This window comes from Actinopolyspora mortivallis DSM 44261, from assembly GCF_000384035.1.
GTDB lineage: Bacteria > Actinomycetota > Actinomycetes > Mycobacteriales > Pseudonocardiaceae > Actinopolyspora > Actinopolyspora mortivallis.
This window is the reverse complement of sequence record NZ_KB913024.1, coordinates 883,655-902,498: the sequence shown is the minus strand read 5'-3', so window position 1 is coordinate 902,498 and position 18,844 is coordinate 883,655. Positions and strand designations below refer to the sequence as shown.

At 69.2% G+C, this 18,844-nt stretch carries 16 protein-coding genes; 9 read left to right on the top strand and 7 right to left on the bottom strand.

The window, feature by feature from the left end:
• Positions 1–73 precede the first annotated feature (73 nt).
• Together ACTMO_RS0104455 and ctaC are read right to left on the bottom strand one after the other, a co-directional pair.
• Positions 74–472, bottom strand: coding sequence for a cytochrome c oxidase subunit 4 (locus ACTMO_RS0104455; RefSeq protein ID WP_019853462.1), 399 nt, complete (start codon positions 470–472; stop codon positions 74–76).
• Between the two features lie 69 nt (positions 473–541).
• Positions 542–1,483: an aa3-type cytochrome oxidase subunit II gene (gene ctaC / locus ACTMO_RS0104450; RefSeq protein WP_019853461.1), complete on the bottom strand. Its 942-nt coding sequence runs from the start codon at positions 1,481–1,483 to the stop codon at positions 542–544.
• 354 nt (positions 1,484–1,837) lie between these two features.
• Between ctaC and asnB the strand changes: the two genes are divergently transcribed.
• Positions 1,838–3,766, top strand: a complete 1,929-nt coding sequence (gene asnB / locus ACTMO_RS0104445; RefSeq protein WP_026448870.1) for an asparagine synthase (glutamine-hydrolyzing) — start codon at positions 1,838–1,840, stop codon at positions 3,764–3,766.
• A gap of 42 nt (positions 3,767–3,808) precedes the next feature.
• On the opposite strand, the gene ACTMO_RS0104440 is transcribed toward asnB, so the two are convergent.
• Positions 3,809–5,962 (bottom strand): glucan 1,4-alpha-glucosidase, encoded by a 2,154-nt coding sequence (locus ACTMO_RS0104440; RefSeq protein ID WP_019853459.1) that lies wholly within the window; start codon positions 5,960–5,962, stop codon positions 3,809–3,811.
• A gap of 760 nt (positions 5,963–6,722) precedes the next feature.
• Positions 6,723–7,088, bottom strand: coding sequence for a HesB/IscA family protein (locus ACTMO_RS0104435; RefSeq protein ID WP_019853458.1), 366 nt, complete (start codon positions 7,086–7,088; stop codon positions 6,723–6,725).
• 361 nt (positions 7,089–7,449) lie between these two features.
• Between ACTMO_RS0104435 and ACTMO_RS0104430 the strand changes: the two genes are divergently transcribed.
• The 5 genes from ACTMO_RS0104430 (at position 7,450) to cobS (ending at position 11,703) form a co-directional block, all read left to right on the top strand.
• A complete protein-coding gene (locus ACTMO_RS0104430; RefSeq protein WP_019853456.1) occupies positions 7,450–8,085 on the top strand; it encodes a DUF3043 domain-containing protein in 636 nt (211 codons plus the stop codon).
• Positions 8,086–8,138: 53 nt separating this feature from the next.
• Positions 8,139–9,125: an aldo/keto reductase family protein gene (locus tag ACTMO_RS0104425; RefSeq protein ID WP_019853455.1), complete on the top strand. Its 987-nt coding sequence runs from the start codon at positions 8,139–8,141 to the stop codon at positions 9,123–9,125.
• A complete protein-coding gene (cobU, locus tag ACTMO_RS0104420; RefSeq protein WP_019853454.1) occupies positions 9,122–9,676 on the top strand; it encodes a bifunctional adenosylcobinamide kinase/adenosylcobinamide-phosphate guanylyltransferase in 555 nt (184 codons plus the stop codon). The genes ACTMO_RS0104425 and cobU overlap by 4 nt, the downstream gene beginning before the upstream one ends.
• A 136-nt stretch (positions 9,677–9,812) precedes the next feature.
• A complete protein-coding gene (gene cobT / locus ACTMO_RS0104415; protein ID WP_026448869.1) occupies positions 9,813–10,946 on the top strand; it encodes a nicotinate-nucleotide--dimethylbenzimidazole phosphoribosyltransferase in 1,134 nt (377 codons plus the stop codon).
• Between the two features lie 7 nt (positions 10,947–10,953).
• A complete protein-coding gene (gene cobS, locus ACTMO_RS0104410) occupies positions 10,954–11,703 on the top strand; it encodes an adenosylcobinamide-GDP ribazoletransferase (protein WP_019853452.1) in 750 nt (249 codons plus the stop codon).
• A gap of 95 nt (positions 11,704–11,798) precedes the next feature.
• Here the strand turns inward: cobS and ACTMO_RS0104405 are convergent, their stop codons facing one another.
• Positions 11,799–12,902, bottom strand: a complete 1,104-nt coding sequence (locus ACTMO_RS0104405; RefSeq protein WP_026448868.1) for a branched-chain amino acid aminotransferase — start codon at positions 12,900–12,902, stop codon at positions 11,799–11,801.
• Positions 12,903–13,091: 189 nt separating this feature from the next.
• Positions 13,092–14,348, bottom strand: a complete 1,257-nt coding sequence (locus ACTMO_RS0104400) for an APC family permease (protein ID WP_211212908.1) — start codon at positions 14,346–14,348, stop codon at positions 13,092–13,094.
• Between the two features lie 424 nt (positions 14,349–14,772).
• Between ACTMO_RS0104400 and ACTMO_RS0104395 the strand changes: the two genes are divergently transcribed.
• Positions 14,773–16,266, top strand: a complete 1,494-nt coding sequence (locus ACTMO_RS0104395; RefSeq protein WP_019853449.1) for a leucyl aminopeptidase — start codon at positions 14,773–14,775, stop codon at positions 16,264–16,266.
• A 65-nt stretch (positions 16,267–16,331) separates the two neighbouring features.
• Here ACTMO_RS0104395 and ACTMO_RS0104390 read toward each other — a convergent pair whose 3' ends face one another.
• The gene (locus tag ACTMO_RS0104390) at positions 16,332–16,682 is read right to left on the bottom strand and encodes a hypothetical protein (protein ID WP_019853447.1); all 351 of its coding nucleotides are present in this window, start codon (positions 16,680–16,682) and stop codon (positions 16,332–16,334) included.
• A 228-nt stretch (positions 16,683–16,910) separates the two neighbouring features.
• Between ACTMO_RS0104390 and lpdA the strand changes: the two genes are divergently transcribed.
• Positions 16,911–18,281: a dihydrolipoyl dehydrogenase gene (gene lpdA / locus ACTMO_RS0104385; RefSeq protein ID WP_019853446.1), complete on the top strand. Its 1,371-nt coding sequence runs from the start codon at positions 16,911–16,913 to the stop codon at positions 18,279–18,281.
• A gap of 64 nt (positions 18,282–18,345) precedes the next feature.
• A partial coding sequence (locus tag ACTMO_RS23230; protein WP_033401493.1) for a biotin/lipoyl-containing protein occupies positions 18,346–18,844 on the top strand: 499 nt, incomplete at its 3' end.

The window sequence follows — 18,844 nt, the reverse complement described above, 5'->3', positions numbered from 1 at the left end:
CCGCACACCCGGGTGTGGAGCGGGAAAACCCACTCCTGTCGGTGGCACGGGTCGTGACGCCGAGAGGACTTACTCACTCGTGGTTCGGTCCGGTGTGGTACTCGAACACCAGACCGGCGACGGTGATCAACACCGCCCCCGAGGACAGCACGATCATCCAGACGTGGCCGAAGGCCAGGGCGAGCCCCGCGAAGGCCGAGGCCGCCGCGATACCGAACGGCCAGTAACTGCCCGGGCTGAAGAAACCCAGTTCGCCCGCCCCGTCACTGATCTCGGCGTCCGAACGGTCCTCCGGACGCAGCTCGATACGCCGGGCCACGAACTGGAAGTAGCTTCCGATCAGCAACGAGAGCGCACCGACGAGGATCAGCGCGACCGTTCCCACCGGTTCTTTCGCCCAGAAGCCGTACACCACAGCCGACAGGAAGAAGAAGAAGGTGATGATGTTGAAGATCTTCGCTTCGACCTTCATGGAGTCCTCACTCTCGCCCCGTGCGCTCCACCCGAACGCAGTCGTGCCTGGTCGCCTACCGTTCGCCCGTCATCCGTTCGTGGCCGCAGCACCGGCGTCCTCCGGCAACGTGTCCTCACGGTCGGGATCGAAGGGGATGGTGGTCACCGAGTTCGGGGAGCAGAGCTGTCCGCAGTCCATGGTCCTCAGCGCCTCGGCGGTGGTGTAGGGCGCACCGGTCTCCGGGTTGATCTGGGTGCGCAGGTCCATGTACCGCTCGAACTTGTCCGGGGAGAGCGCCCGGACCTCGAAGTTCATCATCGAGTGGTACGTCCCGCACAGCTCGGCACAACGCCCCACGAACGAACCCTCTTGGTCGATGGAGTTCTGGAAGACGTTGTCCTGGTTGTTCTTGTCCGGGTGCGGGAAGGTGTCCCGCTTGAAGTGGAACTTCGGGACGAAGAACGAGTGGATCACGTCCTCGGAACTCAGCCGGTACTCCACCGTGGAGTCGGTCGGCAGCACCAGCAGGGGGGTCCAGTTGGTGGTTCCGACCGTGGAGACGGGTTCCCCGTCCGGGGTCTGGTAACCCGGGTAGCGGAACTCCCAGTTCCACTGGAAGGAGATCACGTCGACCGCGACGTCGGGATCGCTCTCCTTGGCCTGCACTTCCTGTTGTGTCGTCGCCGTGAAGTAGAACAGCACGACGACCATCACGAACGGAATGACGGTGTAGATGATCTCCAGGGGGTTGTTGTACTGGAACTGACGGGGCAGCTCGTCCCCCTTCTTGCGGTGGAAGGCCACCGTCCAGAAGATCAGCCCCCACACCAACACACCCACGGCGAGAGCCGCGATCACCGACCAGGTCCAGAGCTGACGCATCGCCGCGGCGTCACTCGTGACGCCGGTCGGCCAGCCGAACCGCAGCACCTGGTCAGGAGTACAGCCCGTGGCCACGACGCACACCAAGCCGATCACTCCGCCGAGCTTGACCAGTCGTGGCACTCGGGTCCCGTCCTTCAGGGCCACTGCGCGACGCCTCCTCCATGTGAAACTCACCGGCACGGCGCTGGCGTTTCTCCCTCCGCCCGTGACGGAAGATCGGCCGCCGGAATACTGTAGCGACCCTAGCCCAGTAGTAGCCGCGATACTGCTCCGGGGTCACGGAGCACCCGGGCCATGGTCACCTCCGGTGGCCCAGATCACCAGCCGGGCTCCTCCCGGAGCCGCGAACACCCGAACCCCGGCGGGGCCGAACGCCCCGGCACGCCCTCCCCCGCGTGTACGTCCCCGCGGCGTGGACACGGCATACTGGGAACACCGATCTCCCGTACGGGGGTCGACAACCGATCATCCCCGCGACACGAGAGGTGCGCGAGACGCGTGTGCGGCCTGCTTGGACTGGTTTGTCCCACCGAAGAGAACGCCGGCAAGGCAACGAACGCGGTGGCCAACGCGCTGCCGTGTCAGCGGCACCGAGGACCGGACGAAAGCGACACCTGGCACGGCGGCGAGGTCGTGTTCGGGTTCAACCGACTGTCGGTCATCGACGTCGAGCACTCCCACCAGCCGCTGAGCTGGGGCCCGCCGGAGGCGCCGGGCCGGTACACGATCCTGTTCAACGGCGAGATCTACAACTATCTCGAACTGCGGGCCGAGCTGGCCGAACACCACGGCGCCACGTTCCACACCGACGGTGACAGCGAGACGATCATCGTCGCCTACCACTACCTCGGCTCGGCGATGGTCGAACGACTGCGCGGGATGTTCGCCTTCCTGATCTGGGACAGCCAGCGCCACGTCGTGTTCGGGGCCCGCGACCCCTTCGGGATCAAGCCGTTGTACTACGCCAGCGGGCCGAACGGGTTGGCCTTCGCCAGTGAGAAGAAGAGTCTGCTGCATCTGGCCGGGACCCTCGGGATCTCCGAGGAGGTCGACCGTCGTTCGTTGCAGCACTACCTCCTGTTGCAGTACGTACCCGAGCCCGAGTCGCTGCACCGCTCGATCCGGCGCGTGGAGTCCGGCACCTCCTTCACCGTCGCCCCGGGTGGCCAGCTGGTCACCGAACGGTACTTCTCCCCCAGGTTCTCCGCGCGCGAGATCAACGACGACGGGCAGGCCGAGCGGCTGCACGAGGAGATCGCGGACGTGATGCGCGACTCCGTGGCCAAGCACATGCGCGCCGACGTCACGGTGGGAGCCTTCCTGTCCGGCGGTATCGACTCCACCGCGATCGCCGCGCTGGCCAAGGAGCACAACCCGGACCTGATCACGTTCACCACCGGCTTCGAGCGGCAGGGCTACTCGGAGGTGGACGTGGCCGCCGAGTCGGCGGCGGCCATCGGGGTCAAACACGTCGTACGCACCGTCTCCGCCGAGGAGATGATGGAGTCCCTGCCGCTGATCGTGTGGTACCTCGACGACCCGGTCGCCGACCCGGCCCTGGTTCCGCTGTGGTTCATCGCCAGGGAGGCCCGCAAACACGTCAAGGTGGTGCTGTCCGGGGAGGGCTCCGACGAGCTCTTCGGGGGATACTCGATCTACCGTGAGCCGCTGTCGCTGGCTCCCTTCGAACGCGTCCCCGGTTCGCTGCGCAAGGTGATGGGCCGGGTGTCCACGGCCATCCCGGAGGGAGTCCGGGGCAAGGACCTGCTCCGACGGGGCTCGCTGCCGCTGGAGGAACGCTACTACGGCAACGCGCGGATCTTCCGCGACGACCAGCTCCGGGAGCTGCTCACCCACTTCGACCCGCACGTCTCGCACACCGACGTGACCGCGGCCGCCTACCGCACCTCCCAGGGGTGGGACCCGGTCACCCGGATGCAGCACGTGGACCTGTTCACCTGGTTGCGGGGGGACATCCTGGTCAAGGCCGACAAGGTGACCATGGCCAACTCCCTGGAGCTGCGGGTTCCGTTCCTCGACAACGAGGTCTTCCGCACCGCCAGCACGATCCCGCTGGAACAGAAGATCACCAGGGACACCACCAAGTACGCCCTGCGCCAGGCACTGGCCAAGGTGGTTCCGGGGCACGTGCTCAACCGCCGCAAGCTCGGTTTCCCCGTGCCCATCCGGCACTGGCTGCGCGACGAGATGCACGACTGGGCGCGCACCATCATCCGGGAGTCGCAGACCGAACAGCTGCTGGACAAGAAGGCGGTGCTCCAGCTGCTGGAGGAGCACCGCTCGGGTGTGCTGGATCACAGCCGCAGGCTGTGGGCACTGCTGGTCTTCATGATCTGGCACGGCATCTTCGTGGAGAACCGGCTGACTCCCCAGATTCCGGAGCCGCACTACCCGGTGAAACTGTGAGCGCACCCGCCGGGGCCGCCACGGCCCCGGCGGGATCCGTGGTCAGCGCACGTAGCGCTCGGCCACCACGTCCGGGGTCTCCAGGTTCCGCCCGGCGTCCATGTTGTGCGCCAGGCGGAGGAACTGGCTCATCGACCAGGCCAGCGGCGTGGCCGACCCGGTCCCCTCCCCGAAGACGAACCCGGCCTCGGAGTCACGGTCCCATACCTGTTCGGGGATGAGAGCGCCCTCGTTGGCCATCCGGGCCATCGTCTCCAGATGGGTACCGGCCGAACGTCCGGCCGCGATCTCGTACTCGCCCCGTTCACCGGTCAGCAGGGGCCAGAGCCTGCCCACTCCCGCTCCCGTGTAGGGGGATCCGTCCGCGGTCTCGCCGTAGCCGTCGTGGTTGTAGCGGTACCAGCCGGGCCCGTTCGGGGTCCGCACCCGCAGCAGTTCGTCCGTCTCCGCCAGGGAGTCCCGCACCGTGGGAGCCTCGGGCGGGAGGATGCCGAGACGGACCAGCTCCAGAAAGCCCGCGTCGACGACGGCACGTTCGTCGTGACAGCCTCCGCCGTTGTTCAGGCACAGCTGGTGCCCGTTGTTCGGGTTCCCGTCGTCGTCGACGCGCAGGTAGTACCTGCCGTCCCCGTGCGGTCCCGAGGTGGTGAAGGTCCACTCGTCGACCCTGTTCCGCCACTCGTCCGCCGTGGACAGGTACCGCTGCGCGGCCCGCTCGTCACCGTGCCGGCGGGCCATGTCCGCCGCCGTGACCAGTCCGGCGATCTGGGCGGCGATGGTGGAGGGCGAGTACCCTCCCTCCTCCTCCCAGCGCTCCTGCGGGGTCCACGGCCCGTTGTCGACGATGAAGTCGGCCGACTTCCTCAGCTTGGCCCACACCTCGTCTCCGGTGCGACCGAGCTGGTGGGCGAGCACGATCGGGTAGGCGACCTCGTCCAGTTGCAGGCTGGGCCAGTGGGGTTCCCCGTCGAGCCAGGTGTTCTGGGGGAACGACCCGTCCTCGTTCCACTGCACGTCCAGCAGGTAGTCGAGGGCGCGCTCGGCCGCGGCCCGGTCACCGATCGCGAGCGCCGCCGTGGCCGTGTGGTAGAGATCCCTGGCCCACACCAGGTGGTAGCCGGGCGTACAGCACTCGTCGGCGTTCTTCGCCTCGCCCCACGGTATGGAGGTGGAGGCCACGAAGGCCCCGCGGTGGGTCTTGTCCTCCTGGGACCTCAGGGTCATGGCGGCGACGTTGTACTGGGTACCCAGGCCACGCGAGGTGATCGCTTCCGGAGTCTCCCGCAGCGAGGACAGGTAGTCGTGCCATCCGCTGTCGTAGGCGGCACGCGCGCTCTCGTAGCCGGCGGACAGCGACGCCTCGGCGGCCGAACGCGCGGCCGAGCGGTCCGCGCCGAAGCCGAGGGCCAGGGTGAACGTGCTGTCGTCGGCGACCGGCACCCGCGCGGTCTGCACGAGGTTGCCGGGATCCGTGGCCCGCGTGTACTCGGCGTCCAACCGGTGGTCGGAGTTCAGGTCCTGGTACCCGTCGCTGGAGGTGCCGCTGTAGCCGCTGGTGAGCTTCGAGAACCCGGCGGAGGAGGCCAGGGCGCTGGCGACCCGCCCGTCACTGGCCACCAGGGTGTTTCCCGACGTCGCTCCGGTGTCACCCCCGCCGCTGCCGTCGAGCGATGGGTTGTAGAGCGCGTAGAGGCGTAACGGACCTCCGTCGAGGACCTCGAAGCGGGTGCGCACCAGCAGCACCGAACGGTGCGGATCGGTGACGTAGGTCTTGGTGATGCGGTACCTGCCGTCCCGGTCGGTGTTGACCTGCCGGTAGCGCAGTGACCGCGGGTCGGGCAGTTCGGTCGTGCGTTCGGTGGCGTCGCGTTCGAGCTCGGTGAAGCTCCGGCCGTCGCTGACGACGTACTGCATGTCCTGGACGTTGGGCACGTCCAGCTGGGGGTAGTAGACCTCGTTCAGGATCCCCTGGCCGAGGGTGTGCCACACCTTCGAGTCCGAGGTCGTGGAGGTTCCGAGCCCGTTTTTCGCCCCGGTGGTCCAGGCCGAGGCTATGCCCGGCGCGCCGGGGGCCGTGCCTGCGGCAGCGGCGGGGGTGAGCGTGGCCGCCCCGGTCACCGCCGCCACCGCGACCGCCAGCGTCCCGAGCACACGGCCACCGCCACGCCCGAGTCGTCGTTTCCGTTTCACGTTCATCGTCCGTCCCTTTCTCCGGGTGCGGGCTCGGGAAAACGCGCGGACGGTCTTCCCGGATCCGCGCTCACTCGGCGCGGACTTCCCGTGAACGGATTTTTACGATCCGACCCACCACGAACGCAATCGATAAAGAGAAATTCCCAGGAAAAGGACTTCTTTCCTTCGTTCAGAAAGGAGACGGGACCCCGGGGACGAAACGGGGACGACAACGGGGTGTTGACTTTATCCTTTCAAGAAGCTCTGATGTCGCCTACGAGTCACCACGAGGAGAGGGGGACGATGAGACCGCTCGGTCTTCCACCGTTCGACACCGGCCCTGGTGTTCGGGTTCGCCACGAGTGTGTCGTCGATCAGCTTCACGGGCGGAGTCGTCCTCGGCGGCCTCCGGCGACGTCGCCGGGGACGTGAGACGCAGCGGCGCCGGGAAGCGGCCCACACGTCCCACCCTCCCCCGCGGGACCGAAGAAAGCGCGCTTCCGCTCCAGAGACGCCGGAGTCGTGTGAACGATTCCGGACGGCGAGAAATCGCCACCGGAAAAGGAATCCTCCCGATCGGGGTTCCGCCGCGTTCCGGAACCAAGAATTCGGCGGCGGAAGGTACGTTCTTTTCGGGATTTCCCACGAAATCGGGCGGGACCACGGAAGGCGAACGACTCGGGTCCTCACCAGAGAGGTTCCGGACCGGGCCGATGACCGCCCACGAAAGAGCGGGACGGCCCCCGGGGGGAAGCCGTCCCGCTCACGAGATGTCCTCGCCCGTTCAGTGGAACGAGTCGCCGCAGGCGCAGGAGCCGCCCGCGTTCGGGTTGTCGATGGTGAAGCCCTGCTTCTCGATGGTGTCCACGAAGTCGATCACGGCGCCCTGCAGGTAGGGGGCGCTCATCCGGTCGACCACCACGTCCAGGCCGTTGAACTCACGCACGGCGTCCCCGTCGAGCGTGCGCTCGTCGAAGAACAGCTGGTAGCGCAGACCGGCACAGCCACCGGGCTGAACGGCGATACGCAGGTGCATGTCGTCGCGCCCCTCCTGCTCGAGGAGGCTCTTGGCCTTGCTGGCCGCAGAGTCGGTCAACGTGACGCCGTGAGCCGGCGCCTCGGTCTCCACGGTCGTTTCCTGGGTGGTCATGGCTCTCCCTTGCGGTTTGCGGCTGCTGGCAGGTTCCCGCGACCTTCAACCGTCACGGTAAGTGCGCGTATTCCCGCGGGCCAACCCGCACACGGCCGATTGTGACACCCTCGGGCACTACCGACAGGATACGCGCGCGGCGGTCTCCGGCCGCCGAACTCCCGCGGAAGGATTCGCCGCCCGAAGCGCCCCCACGGGACGGACCCGTCGGCCCCGACCGCCTCCGGGGGAGTCTTCCCACACCGGTGACGAGGTGGGTTCCCGCCACATCCGAGGTGACCCGAATCACCGAACGGACTCGGCAGGCGGAAGCGGCGATGTCCTCGTTCGGCGCGGACACGCTGTCACTTACGCTGGTGGTGTGAAGTTCCTCCGTCGTAACAGCACCGAGCCCACCACCGTCGCCGACGAACGCGGGAACGACGAGCGGACCTCGGCGAAGGAAGCGGATCCCACCCGGCCGAAGGGACGACCGACTCCGAAACGGCGCGAGGCCGAGGGCAAGAAGCGTGGACCGGTTCCGCCTCCCCCACGTACCCAGCGGGAGGCGTTCAAGCGGATGCGTCGCAACAAGCCCGAGAGGCGTCGCGCCGCCGCGGAGCGGCGCGAGCGGATGATGGCCGGCGACGACCGTTACCTGCTGCCCCGGGACCGCGGTCCGGTACGGGCGCACGTGCGCGACGTCGTGGACTCCCGCAGGCACCTGATGGGACTGTTCATGCCCCTGGTGCTGGTGGTCTTCGCGATCAGCCTGGTGCGTGACCCGCTGCTGCAGCAGCTGGCCACGGTGTTCTGCCTGGCCCTGCTGGTGACCATGGTCTTCGAGGGGATCATGCTCGGCAGGCTGGTGAACAAGCACGTGCGGGCCAAGTTCCCCGACGCGGGGGAGAGACCGCTCAGCCTGGGGTGGTACGCCTTCGTCCGGGCGATGCAGCTGCGCAAACTGCGCGTCCCCCGTCCCCGCGTGACTCCGAAGGACGCGGCCCGGGTGGGATGACCACGGCGCCTCCCACGGCGGGTGTGTCCACGAGTTCCTACTAGGCTGCGGACATGGAGTTTCGTCGACTCGGTCACAGCGGTCTCAACATCAGCGAGATCGCCTACGGAAACTGGCTCACCCACGGCTCCCAGGTCGAGGAGGACCAGGCCCAGGCCTGTGTGCTGGCCGCGCTGGACGAGGGGATCACCACGTTCGACACGGCGGACGTGTACGCGGGCACCCGGGCCGAGTCCGTGCTGGGAAGAGCCCTGTCCGGCGTGCGCCGGGAAAGCGTCGAACTCTTCACCAAGGTCTACTTCCCGACCGGACAGGGGCCGAACGACCGCGGTCTCGGCCGCAAGCACGTCATGGAGTCCTGCGAGGCCTCGCTGCGCAGGTTGCAGACCGACTACGTCGACCTCTACCAGGCACACCGCTTCGACGCCACGGTACCGCTGGAAGAGACCATGACGGCCTTCGCCGACCTCGTCCGGCAGGGTAAGGCCCTCTATATCGGGGTTTCGGAGTGGAACGCCGAACAGATCACCCGGGCCTCCGAACTCGCCCGTGAGCTGCGGGTTCCGCTGATCTCCAACCAACCCCAGTACTCGATGCTGTGGCGGGTGATCGAGTCCCAGGTGATTCCCGCCTCCGAACGGGCCGGGATGGGGCAGATCGTGTGGTCCCCCATCGCGCAGGGGGTGCTGAGCGGCAAGTACCTCCCCGGACAGGAGGCCCCCTCCGGCTCGCGGGCCACCGACTCCTCGGGAGGAGCCGACATGATCTCCCGGTGGATGCGCGAGGAGGTGTTGGAGGCGGTGCAGCGGTTGAAGCCGATCGCCTCCGACCTCGGGCTCTCCATGGCGCAGCTGGCCGTGGCCTGGGTGCTGCAGAACTCCAACGTCTCGGCGGCCATCATCGGCGCCTCGCGCCCCGAACAGGTCACCGACAACGCCCGCGCCGCCGGGGTTCGGCTCGACCAGGACGTGCTCGACAGGATCGACGAGGTGATCGGGCACCTCGCCGAGACCGACCCCAGGCACACGAGGACCCCGTGAGCGACGGTCCGCGCACCCTGGTGCTGGGCGGGGCCCGCTCCGGGAAGTCGGCCCACGCCGAGGGGCTGCTGCCGGACTCGGAGCGGGTCACCTACGTGGCCACGGCCCGGCGGGATCCACACGACCCCGAGTGGAACGACCGCATCGCCGAACACGTGGCCCGACGTCCCGAGACCTGGCGCACGGTCGAGGCCCCCGCCCCGGGGGACCTGGCCGCCGTGCTCACCTCCGCGCGGGACTCGGACCCGCCGGTGCTGGTCGACGATCTGGCCACCTGGTTGACCGGGGTGCTGGACGACGCGGGGGCCTGGGAACGCGATCCCGCGGCCCTGGAAACCGTGGAACACCGGTGCTCCGAGCTGGTGCGGGCCTGCGCCTCCTGCCCGGCCAGGCTGGTCCTCGTCTCCGCCGAGGTCGGCCTCGGGGTCGTGCCCGCGACACGGGCCGCCCGGATGTTCCGGGACGAACTCGGCGCGCTCAACGCCCGCCTGGCCGAGACGTGCGAGGAGGTCCTGCTGGTGGTCGCGGGCATACCACTTCGACTACGGTGAGTCACTGCCCTACGGTGATGCGACGGAAGCGAGCGTGGTGAACACGTTCCCTCCCCGAAGCGGGGAGTGCCGTTGTTCCGCACCGCTGTCGCGTGCCGCTCCCGCCCGACTACTACGGAGGTAAGGCTTGTCCACGGTGTCCGATTCCCCGTCGGCCACGCCGTCGGCCGACGACGACTCCCACTCGGCGGTCGAGTTCGGCGTGGTCCCCCAACCCGACGAACAGGCGCACCGACAGGCCATCGCACGGCACGGTGAACTCACCAAACCGGCGGGTTCCCTCGGGCGACTGGAGGAGCTGGGCGTGTGGGTGGCCGCGCGCCAGGGAGTGTGCCCACCACGTCCCTTCGCCCGACCGAGGGTGGTCGTCTTCGCCGGTGACCACGGGGTAGCCGACGACGGGGTGTCGGCCTACCCGAAAGAGGTCACCGCACAGATGGTGGCCAACATCCGCTCCGGAGGCGCTGCGGTCAACGCCCTGGCCGCCAACGCCGGTGCGAGCGTGCGCGTGGTGGACATGGCCGTGGACGGCACCACCGCGGAGGCGGTCTCGACCCACAAGGTCCGGCGTTCCTCCGGGACCCTGCACACCGAGGACGCCCTCACCCCGCGACAGGCCCGCTCGGCCGTGCTCGCCGGTCGGACCCTCGCCGACGAGGAGATCGACGCGGGCGCGGATCTGCTGGTCGCCGGAGACATGGGCATCGGCAACACCACACCGGCTGCGGTGCTCACGGCCGCGCTCACCTCCAGCGAACCGGTGGCCGTGGTGGGACGGGGTACCGGCATCGACGACGCCGCGTGGATGCGCAAGACAGCCGCCGTCCGGGACGGCCTGCGCCGGGCACGCCGAGTCGCCGACGATCCGCTGGCGCTGCTGCGCACGGCGGGGGGAGCGGACCTGGCCGCGATGGCCGGGTTCCTCGCCCGAGCCTCCGCGCGCGGAACCCCGGTGATCCTCGACGGCATGGTCGTCGGCGCGGCGGCGCTGGTCGCCGAGGAACTGGCCCCGGGAGCCGTGCGGTGGTGGTTGGCCGGGCACCGTTCCGTGGAGCCCGCCGCCTCGATCGTTCTCGACCAGCTGGACCTGTCTCCCGTGCTGGATCTCGACATGCGGCTGGGTGAGGGATCCGGCGCGGTGACCGCGCTGCCGGTGGTCAACGCGGCCGTCAGGGTGCTGGCGGAGATGTCCACCTTCGAACAGGCGGGGATCCAGGGGCCCACGGCGGACGAGGCCGTCGGCCCCGTGGCCTCCGGCTCGGGGGACTGAGCGCGTCGTGGACGGACTCCGTCTGGCGTTGGCCTGGCTCACCGTGCTGCCCGTGCGGGTGGGGGAGGTCGACGAGCGAACAAGCGCGCGGGCCATCACGTTCGCCCCGTTGGTGGGGATCCTGCTGGGAGTCTTCGCCGCCGGGTGGTTGTGGGCGATGCTCGCCCTCGGCGCTCCCGGGCTGCTGGCCGGACTGGTGACTACGGGAGTGCTCGCCCTGGCCACCAGGGGGATGCACCTCGACGGCCTGGCCGACACCGTGGACGGACTGGGTTGCTACGGACCGCCCGAACGGGCTCTGGCGGTGATGCGCGACGGCGGCACCGGCCCCTTCGCGGTGACCGCGCTGGTGCTCGTGCTCGGGATACAGGCCTCCGGCATGGCCCGCGCGGCGGAGAGCGGCCAGTGGGCCGTGGTGGTGCTGGCCTGTGCGGTGGGGCGGGCCGCTTTCCAGCTGTGCTGTCGAACCGGTGTTCCCGCCGCCCGGCCGGCGGGCATGGGGGCGCTGGTTGCCGGCTCCCAGTCGCGGATCACCGCGACGGCCTGGTGGATTCCGCTGACGGTGGCCGGAGGTGCGGCCACGGCACCGCAGTGGTGGATCGGCACGGCCGCCGTGCCGATCACGGCGGGCCTGCTGTGGGTTTTCAGCAGACACGCCCACCGCAGATTCGGCGGGATCACCGGTGACGTGCTCGGTGCCTCCAGTGAGTTCGCCACCACTCTCGTCCTGGCACTGTGCGCTTTCGGAGGCGTCTAGCAGCGTCCTGCCCCCGCGCGGGGATCACGCGGAACAGGCGGCGGTGCGGGTGGGATTCCCGTCCCGGGGAGACGGTGTGTCTCCCCGGCAGCGGCTCAGGTCAGCGGGGTCATCCAGCCTTCGGGGTCGTCGAGCTTGCCGTACTGGATACCGGTGAGCTGTTCGCGCAGCCTCATCGTCAGCTCCCCCGGCTGACCGTCGGCGATGGTGAACTCCCCGTCCCGGTGCCGGACCCTGCCGACCGGGGTGACCACGGCGGCGGTGCCGCAGGCGAACACCTCGGTCAGCTCACCGGAGGCCGCCTTCTCCTCCCACTCGTCGGTGGTGATCCGGCGCTGTTCGACCCGCACGCCCAGGCGTTCCCCGAGACGCAGCAGGGAGGAACGCGTGACCCCGGGCAACAGGCTCCCGGTCAGCTCCGGGGTGACGAGTGTGGCCTCCGCGCCGGAACCGAACACGAAGAACAGGTTCATACCGCCCATCTCCTCGACGGCCCGGCGTTCCACCGCGTCCAGCCAGACGACCTGGTCGCATCCCTTCTCGGCGGCCTGGGCCTGGGCGACGAAGGAGGCGGCGTAGTTCCCGGCGAACTTGGCCGCGCCCGTTCCTCCGGGGCTCGCCCGCACATAGTCGTGGCTGAGCCAGACCGTCACCGGTTTGACCCCGCTCGCGAAGTAGGACCCCGCGGGCGAGGCGATGAGCGTGTAGAGGTAACTGCCCGCCGGGCGGTTCACCCCGAGGGTCTGTTCGGTGGAGATCATGAACGGCCGCAGGTACAGCGAGCTCTCCCCTTCGCCGGGCACCCACTGCTCGTCCACCCGCACCAGTTCACGCAGCGACTCGAGGAAGGTCCGCTCGGGAAGCTCCGGCATGGCCAGCCTGCGGGCCGAGTCCCGGAAACGGGTCGCGTTGGCCTCGGGGCGGAAGGAGGCCACCGAGCCGTCCGGCTGCCGGTAGGCCTTCAGCCCCTCGAAGATGGCCTGGCCGTAGTGCAGCACCGTCGTGGCCGGATCCAGCTCGATCGAGTGGTACGGCTCGAGCCGCGCGTCGTGCCATCCCCGCTCGGTACTCCACCGGATCGTCACCATGTGATCGGTGAAGTGGTTGCCGAATCCTGGGTTCGCCAGCACCCGGGCACGGTGTTCGGCGCTGGCGGGTTGGGGGTTTTCGGTCCGGGAGAACGAGAGGGGTTGGTTCATGCGCGTACCGTATCGCGCCCTTGAGAGCAGTGGAAACCGGATCAGGAACACTTGGCCGTCCGAGTTTTCTCCACGGCGATGTCGGTATGGCGACTGTCGTGGTTCCGTTGGGTGTCCGTGTCGTCACGACGTGTTCGCACACGCCTTCGGCTCGGAGGAACCCCACCGTCGGGCGAGCACTTCGGACGGTCACTCCACGGGGAGCCGACGACGCACGGCGGGACGCGTGCGGGAGAGGAGGGCTGCCCCCACCGGCATGGCCGCCGTCACCACGGCGGTGGCCGCCATGACCGGAACGGGCATGCTCATCGCCAGAATCACGGAAAGCCCCATCCCCAGACACGCCGCGCGCATCGACCACGTCCACTCGTCGGCCAGCAGCACCCTGGCGGCGGCGTTGACGAACGCGTAGTGCACCAGCAGGCAGCACGCGGCCACGCCCATCGCGACGGCGGGAGTGAGCAGCAGGGCGAGCACCGCGGCCACGGCGAGCAGCACACCGTCCAGGGGGCACGGACGGTCCCCGGTGCGCCGCCCCAGCAGCCCCGGCAGCTCCCCGTCGGCCACCACGGCCAGGCCGACGGAGCGGGCCGAGCGGAGCGTGCCCAGCAGCACCGGCACCATGACCAGGCCCGCGCCCAACCCCACAGCCGGGACCAGCGCGGCCGCGTCCGCGGCGCGCAACGCGTCCAACAGGGGAACCCCGGACAGGCCGAGCCGGACCGCCCCCAGCTGCCGGGTCACCGCGAACACCACCGTCAGCAGCACCGCGGCGGTCACCGAGGTCCCGAGCAGCAGCCCCCGACGTACCGCCCGAGCGGGCAACCTCCTCTCCCCCGTTCCCGGTGAGGTGAGTCGTTCGAACCCCAGGAAGGCGAAGAACAGCACCCCCGCCGCCGAGGTCACGGCCAGCGGCCGGTGCTGCGAGTCGGCCTCGGCCGCCACCGGAGCGATCGTCAGGCAGGCGGTGACGACCACCGCCAGGACCGCCAGGGTGAGTCCCAGCCACAACCAACCCGCCAACCCACGGATCCGCACCCCCGTGGCGAACAACAGCGCCACGAACACCAGCACGGCCACCGTGGTCAGCGCCTTCGGGAAGGGCAGGTACTCGGCCGCCGCGCCGGTTGTCGCCGCCATCGCGGTCACGTGTCCGGCGAGATGGGTCCCCGCCGCGGCACGTCCGGGGGCGTCCCCCAGCTTGTCCCGCACACAGCTGTATCCGGCTCCCCCGCCCCGGTAGGAGGCGGACTGGTGGGCGGTCGAGATCGCGGCGCACAACGCGGTGAGGGCGGCCAGCGGGACGGCGAGCACCATCCACCCGCCCGCGATCTCCGCGGCCGGGGCCACCCCCACGAACACCCCGGCCCCCAGCATCCCTCCCGGAACGAGCGGGACCGTCCTCCACAGGGACGTCCACCCCGCGAGCTCAGCTCGTCCGGCCACGCGAACCATCCTCGTAGTAACGCCGGTTCCGGCGGATGAGTACTTCACACACTGACGTGGCGGGTCAGTCTACGCCGCTCGGCAATTCACCCCGTCGTTCGCCGGGGCCCCGTCCCCCCACTGTGCTGGTACGTACCGAGCAGGTCACGGAAAGTCCCCGGAAAGAGTGGGCCGCGACGGGCCCCGCCCCGAAGTCGCCCGCTGTCCCTCGGCGGGACTCGTGGCTCCCCACGGGTGGAGGGCCCCGGGAAAAACGGGAAGGGACACCGACTCGCGGCACCGTGTAACCAGGGGAAAACCGTACGACACGCACGAAGGACTGCTGTACGCGCGACCGAAGTCCCGTTCTACAGTGCCAGCGGAAGGCAGAACCCGTGGGCGGAAAGACCACCCCGTCCACGGCACGGTCCGGGAGGAACCACACGTGACAACGCCCAAACTCACCCTCGCCGACAGTGCGGCCACCAAACTGGCCGCGGAGACACTGGTGATCGGCACCGTCGAGGGTAGCGACGGGCCCGAGCTCGCCCAGGGAACCAACGAGCTCGCGGCCGCGTTCGACGGCAACCTCACCGAGACACTGAGCCTGCTCGGTGCCAAGGGCAAGGCCGAAGAGGTGGTCAGGGTCCCGGCGAGCGGCTCGATCCGCGCCAACGTGCTCCTGGCGGTCGGTCTGGGCAAACGCGACACCGACGGTGAGATTCCCGCAGAGTCGGTGCGACGTGCCGCCGGGGTCGCGGCGCGTTCCCTGAACGGCGTCTCCCACGCGGCGAACACACTGTCCGCGCTGGACCTTTCCGCGACCGTCCAGGGCACCGTCATGGGGGCCTACTCCTACACGCGCTACAAGTCGCAGCCGGGAGAGGATCCGGTCGCCAAGGTCGACCTGCTCGTTGCCGACGCCAAGAGCGACGGCGCCAAGTCGGCCCTGAAGGGGGCCACCGCCATCGGCGAGGCCGTCAACACCGCGCGCGACCTGATCAACACCCCGCCGAACGACCTGCCGCCCGCGACGATGGCGGAGCGGGCCGCCGAACTCGGCCGGGCCGCCGGCCTGGAGGTCGAGACCCTCGACGAGGACGAGCTGCGCAAGCACGGCTACGGCGGCATCCTGGGGGTCGGCGCGGGATCGTCGCGGCCACCACGGTTGGTGCGGCTGCGCCACAAGGGCCCCAAGGGGGCGCGGAAGGTCGCGCTGGTCGGCAAGGGCGTGACCTTCGACACCGGCGGAATCTCCCTCAAACCCGCCTCGGGCATGGAGGAGATGACCTCGGACATGTCCGGGGCCGCCGCCGTGATAGCCACCGTGGTGCTGGCCGCCAAACTCAACTATCCCCTGGACATCACGGCCACGGTTCCCATGGCCGAGAACATGCCCTCCGGGACCGCCTACCGCCCCGGCGACGTGTTGCGGATGTACGGCGGCAGGACCGTGGAGGTCCTCAACACCGACGCCGAGGGCAGGCTCATCCTGGCCGACGCGATCACCCGGGCCTGCGAGGACGAGCCGGAGTACCTGATCGAGGCCTCCACGCTCACCGGTGCCCAGCTGGTGGCCCTCGGCAAGCGCACACCGGGGGTGATGGGAAGCGAGCAGTTCCGGGACCGGGTGGCCGCGCTCTCCCGGGCCACCGGCGAGGGGGGCTGGGCCATGCCCCTGCCCGAGGAACTGCGCGGTGACCTGGACTCCAAGCTGGCCGACCTGACCAACGTCACCGGCCAGCGGTGGGGTGGCATGTTGGTGGCCGGGCACTTCCTGAGCGAGTTCGTGACCGGGCAGACGGCCTGGGCACACATCGACGTCGCAGGGCCCGCCTACAACTCGAACTCACCGTGGGGCTACACCCCCAAGGGAGGAACGGGAGTTCCGGTCCGCACCATGGCAGCCGCGCTGGCCGACATCGCCGAGAACGGCTGACCCCCGCGAAAAGGGTGGTCCGGCGGCCCGGCCACGACAGTGACGTCGTGGGCGTGGCCGCCGGATCACTCCTCCAGCCGACGGCGGTACTCGCGGCGACGCAGGACGCGCTGCTTGCGCTGGTAGTCCCGCATCCGCTGGGGGTAGCCGACCTTGTGCACCTCGTAGAAGGGGATACCGAGTCGGTGCGTGAAACGGATCGCGCTCTCGCGGTCACCGATCCTGCGCCGCGTCCACTCCCCGTCGTGGGCGACGAGCACGATCGTTGCCTCGGTCACCTGTGTGGGTGGCTCCAGGAACCCCTCGACCCCACGGCGCTCGGCCGCCCACTGGCGTAAGTGCTCGGTGTCCTGGTTGCGTTCCGGACGCGTGCGTCGCTGCCGCCCCTTGCGGCGCAGACGCTCGAACAGACCCACGTTTCCTCCTAACCCGCCTACCACGATACTGCCAGGCCGGGCATAAAAGGGCTCCGCCGTGCGTTGAGAAGTAAGGTGACTGTGATCTTCACGCCATTCGCGCCGGAAACCCGCCCATCCCGTGTCGCGCCCACCGCTCGCGTGGTGACAAGATGTCTTCCGGCGGCGGGGGGATCCTCCGCACCGCCAACAGTGAGTTGAACAATGATGCCTGTCGAGGAGTGCGAAGTGACCGACACGTCCGCCGATCTAGTCATCCTCGGTGGCGGCTCCGGCGGCTACGCCTGCGCTTTCCGCGCGGCGGAGCTGGGCCTTTCCGTCACCCTCATCGAAAAGGACAAGCTCGGTGGGACCTGTCTGCACCGAGGGTGCATCCCCACCAAAGCCTTGTTGCACGCCGCCGAGGTGGCGGACTCCACCCGTGCGAGTTCCCAGGTCGGCGTGAAGGCCTCCCTCGAGGGCATCGACATCGACGGTGTGAACTCCTACAAGGACGGCATCGTCTCCAAACTGCACAAGGGGCTACAGGGGCTCGCCAAGGCCCACAAGGTCAACTACGTGGAGGGTGCCGGCAGGCTCGTCGACGCCAACACCGTCGAGGTCGACGGCACACGCTACACCGGCACGAACGTGGTGCTGGCCACCGGCTCCTACTCCAAGACCCTGCCCGGCCTGGAGTTCGGGGGCAGGATCGTCGCCAGTGAGCAGGCGCTCAACCTCGACTACGTCCCCGAGAAGGTCGTCATCCTCGGTGGAGGGGTCATCGGTGTCGAGTTCGCCAGCGTGTGGCGTTCCTTCGGGGCCGAGGTGAACATCGTCGAGGCACTGCCCCACCTCGTTCCCAACGAGGACGAGTACTGCTCCAAGCAGTTGGAGCGCGCCTTCCGCAAGCGCGGGATCAAGTTCTCCACCGGTGTCAAGTTCACCGGAGCGCAACAGACCGACGAGGGGGTCACGGTCAGCCTGGAGAACGGCGAGACCCTGGAGGCCGACCTGATGCTGGTCGCCGTCGGGCGGGGCCCGAACACGGCCGGCCACGGTTACGAGGAGGCCGGCCTCACCCTGGAACGCGGTTTCGTGCGCACCGACGAGCGGCTGCGCACCAACCTGCCCGGCGTCTACGCGGTCGGCGACATCGTCCCCGGGCTGCAACTCGCCCACCGCGGTTTCCAGCAGGGCGTGTTCATCGCCGAGGACATCGCCGGACTCAACCCGCCGGTCATCGACGAGGCGGGCATCCCCCGGGTGACCTACAGCAATCCCGAGGTGGCCTCGGTGGGCCTCACCGAGAGCGCCGCCCGGGAACAGTACGACAAGGTGGAGACCTTCACCTACGACCTCGCGGGCAACGGCAAGAGCCAGATCATCAAGACGGCGGGCGCCGTCAAGGTGGTCCGCGCCGCGGACGGCCCGGTGCTCGGCCTTCATCTGATCGGGGAGCGCGTGGGCGAACTCGTCAGCGAGGCCCAGCTCATCTACAACTGGGAGGCCCTCCCCGAGGACGTGGCTCCGCTGGTCCACGCCCACCCCACGCAGTCGGAGGCCCTGGGCGAGGCACACCTGGCCCTGGCGGGCAAGCCTCTGCACGTACACGGCTGACGCGGAACGCTCAACCGGCAACGCCCGCCCACCACACGCCACGAGTACGAGGAGTCAGCAAGAGATGGCCTTCTCTGTCCAGATGCCGGCACTCGGTGAGAGCGTCAGCGAGGGCACGATCACCCGGTGGCTCAAACAGGTCGGCGACACCGTCGAGGTCGACGAACCTCTGCTGGAGGTCTCCACCGACAAGGTCGACACCGAGATCCCCTCACCGGCCGCCGGTGTAGTGCAACAGATCATAGCCAACGAGGATGACACCGTCGAGGTCGGCGGTGAGCTGGCCCTGATCGGTGACAGCAGCGAGGGGGCCTCCGAACAGCCCCGTCAGCCCGCCGCCGAACAGAGCCCCACCCCGGAGCCGGAACCGGCGTCCCGGCCCGAGCCGGCCGCGCAGCAACCCGCACCGGCGGCCACGGGTTCGGCGCGGGGAACGGACGTGCAGATGCCCGCGCTCGGTGAGAGCGTCAGCGAGGGCACGATCACCCGGTGGCTCAAACAGGTCGGCGACACCGTCGAGGTCGACGAACCTCTGCTGGAGGTCTCCACCGACAAGGTCGACA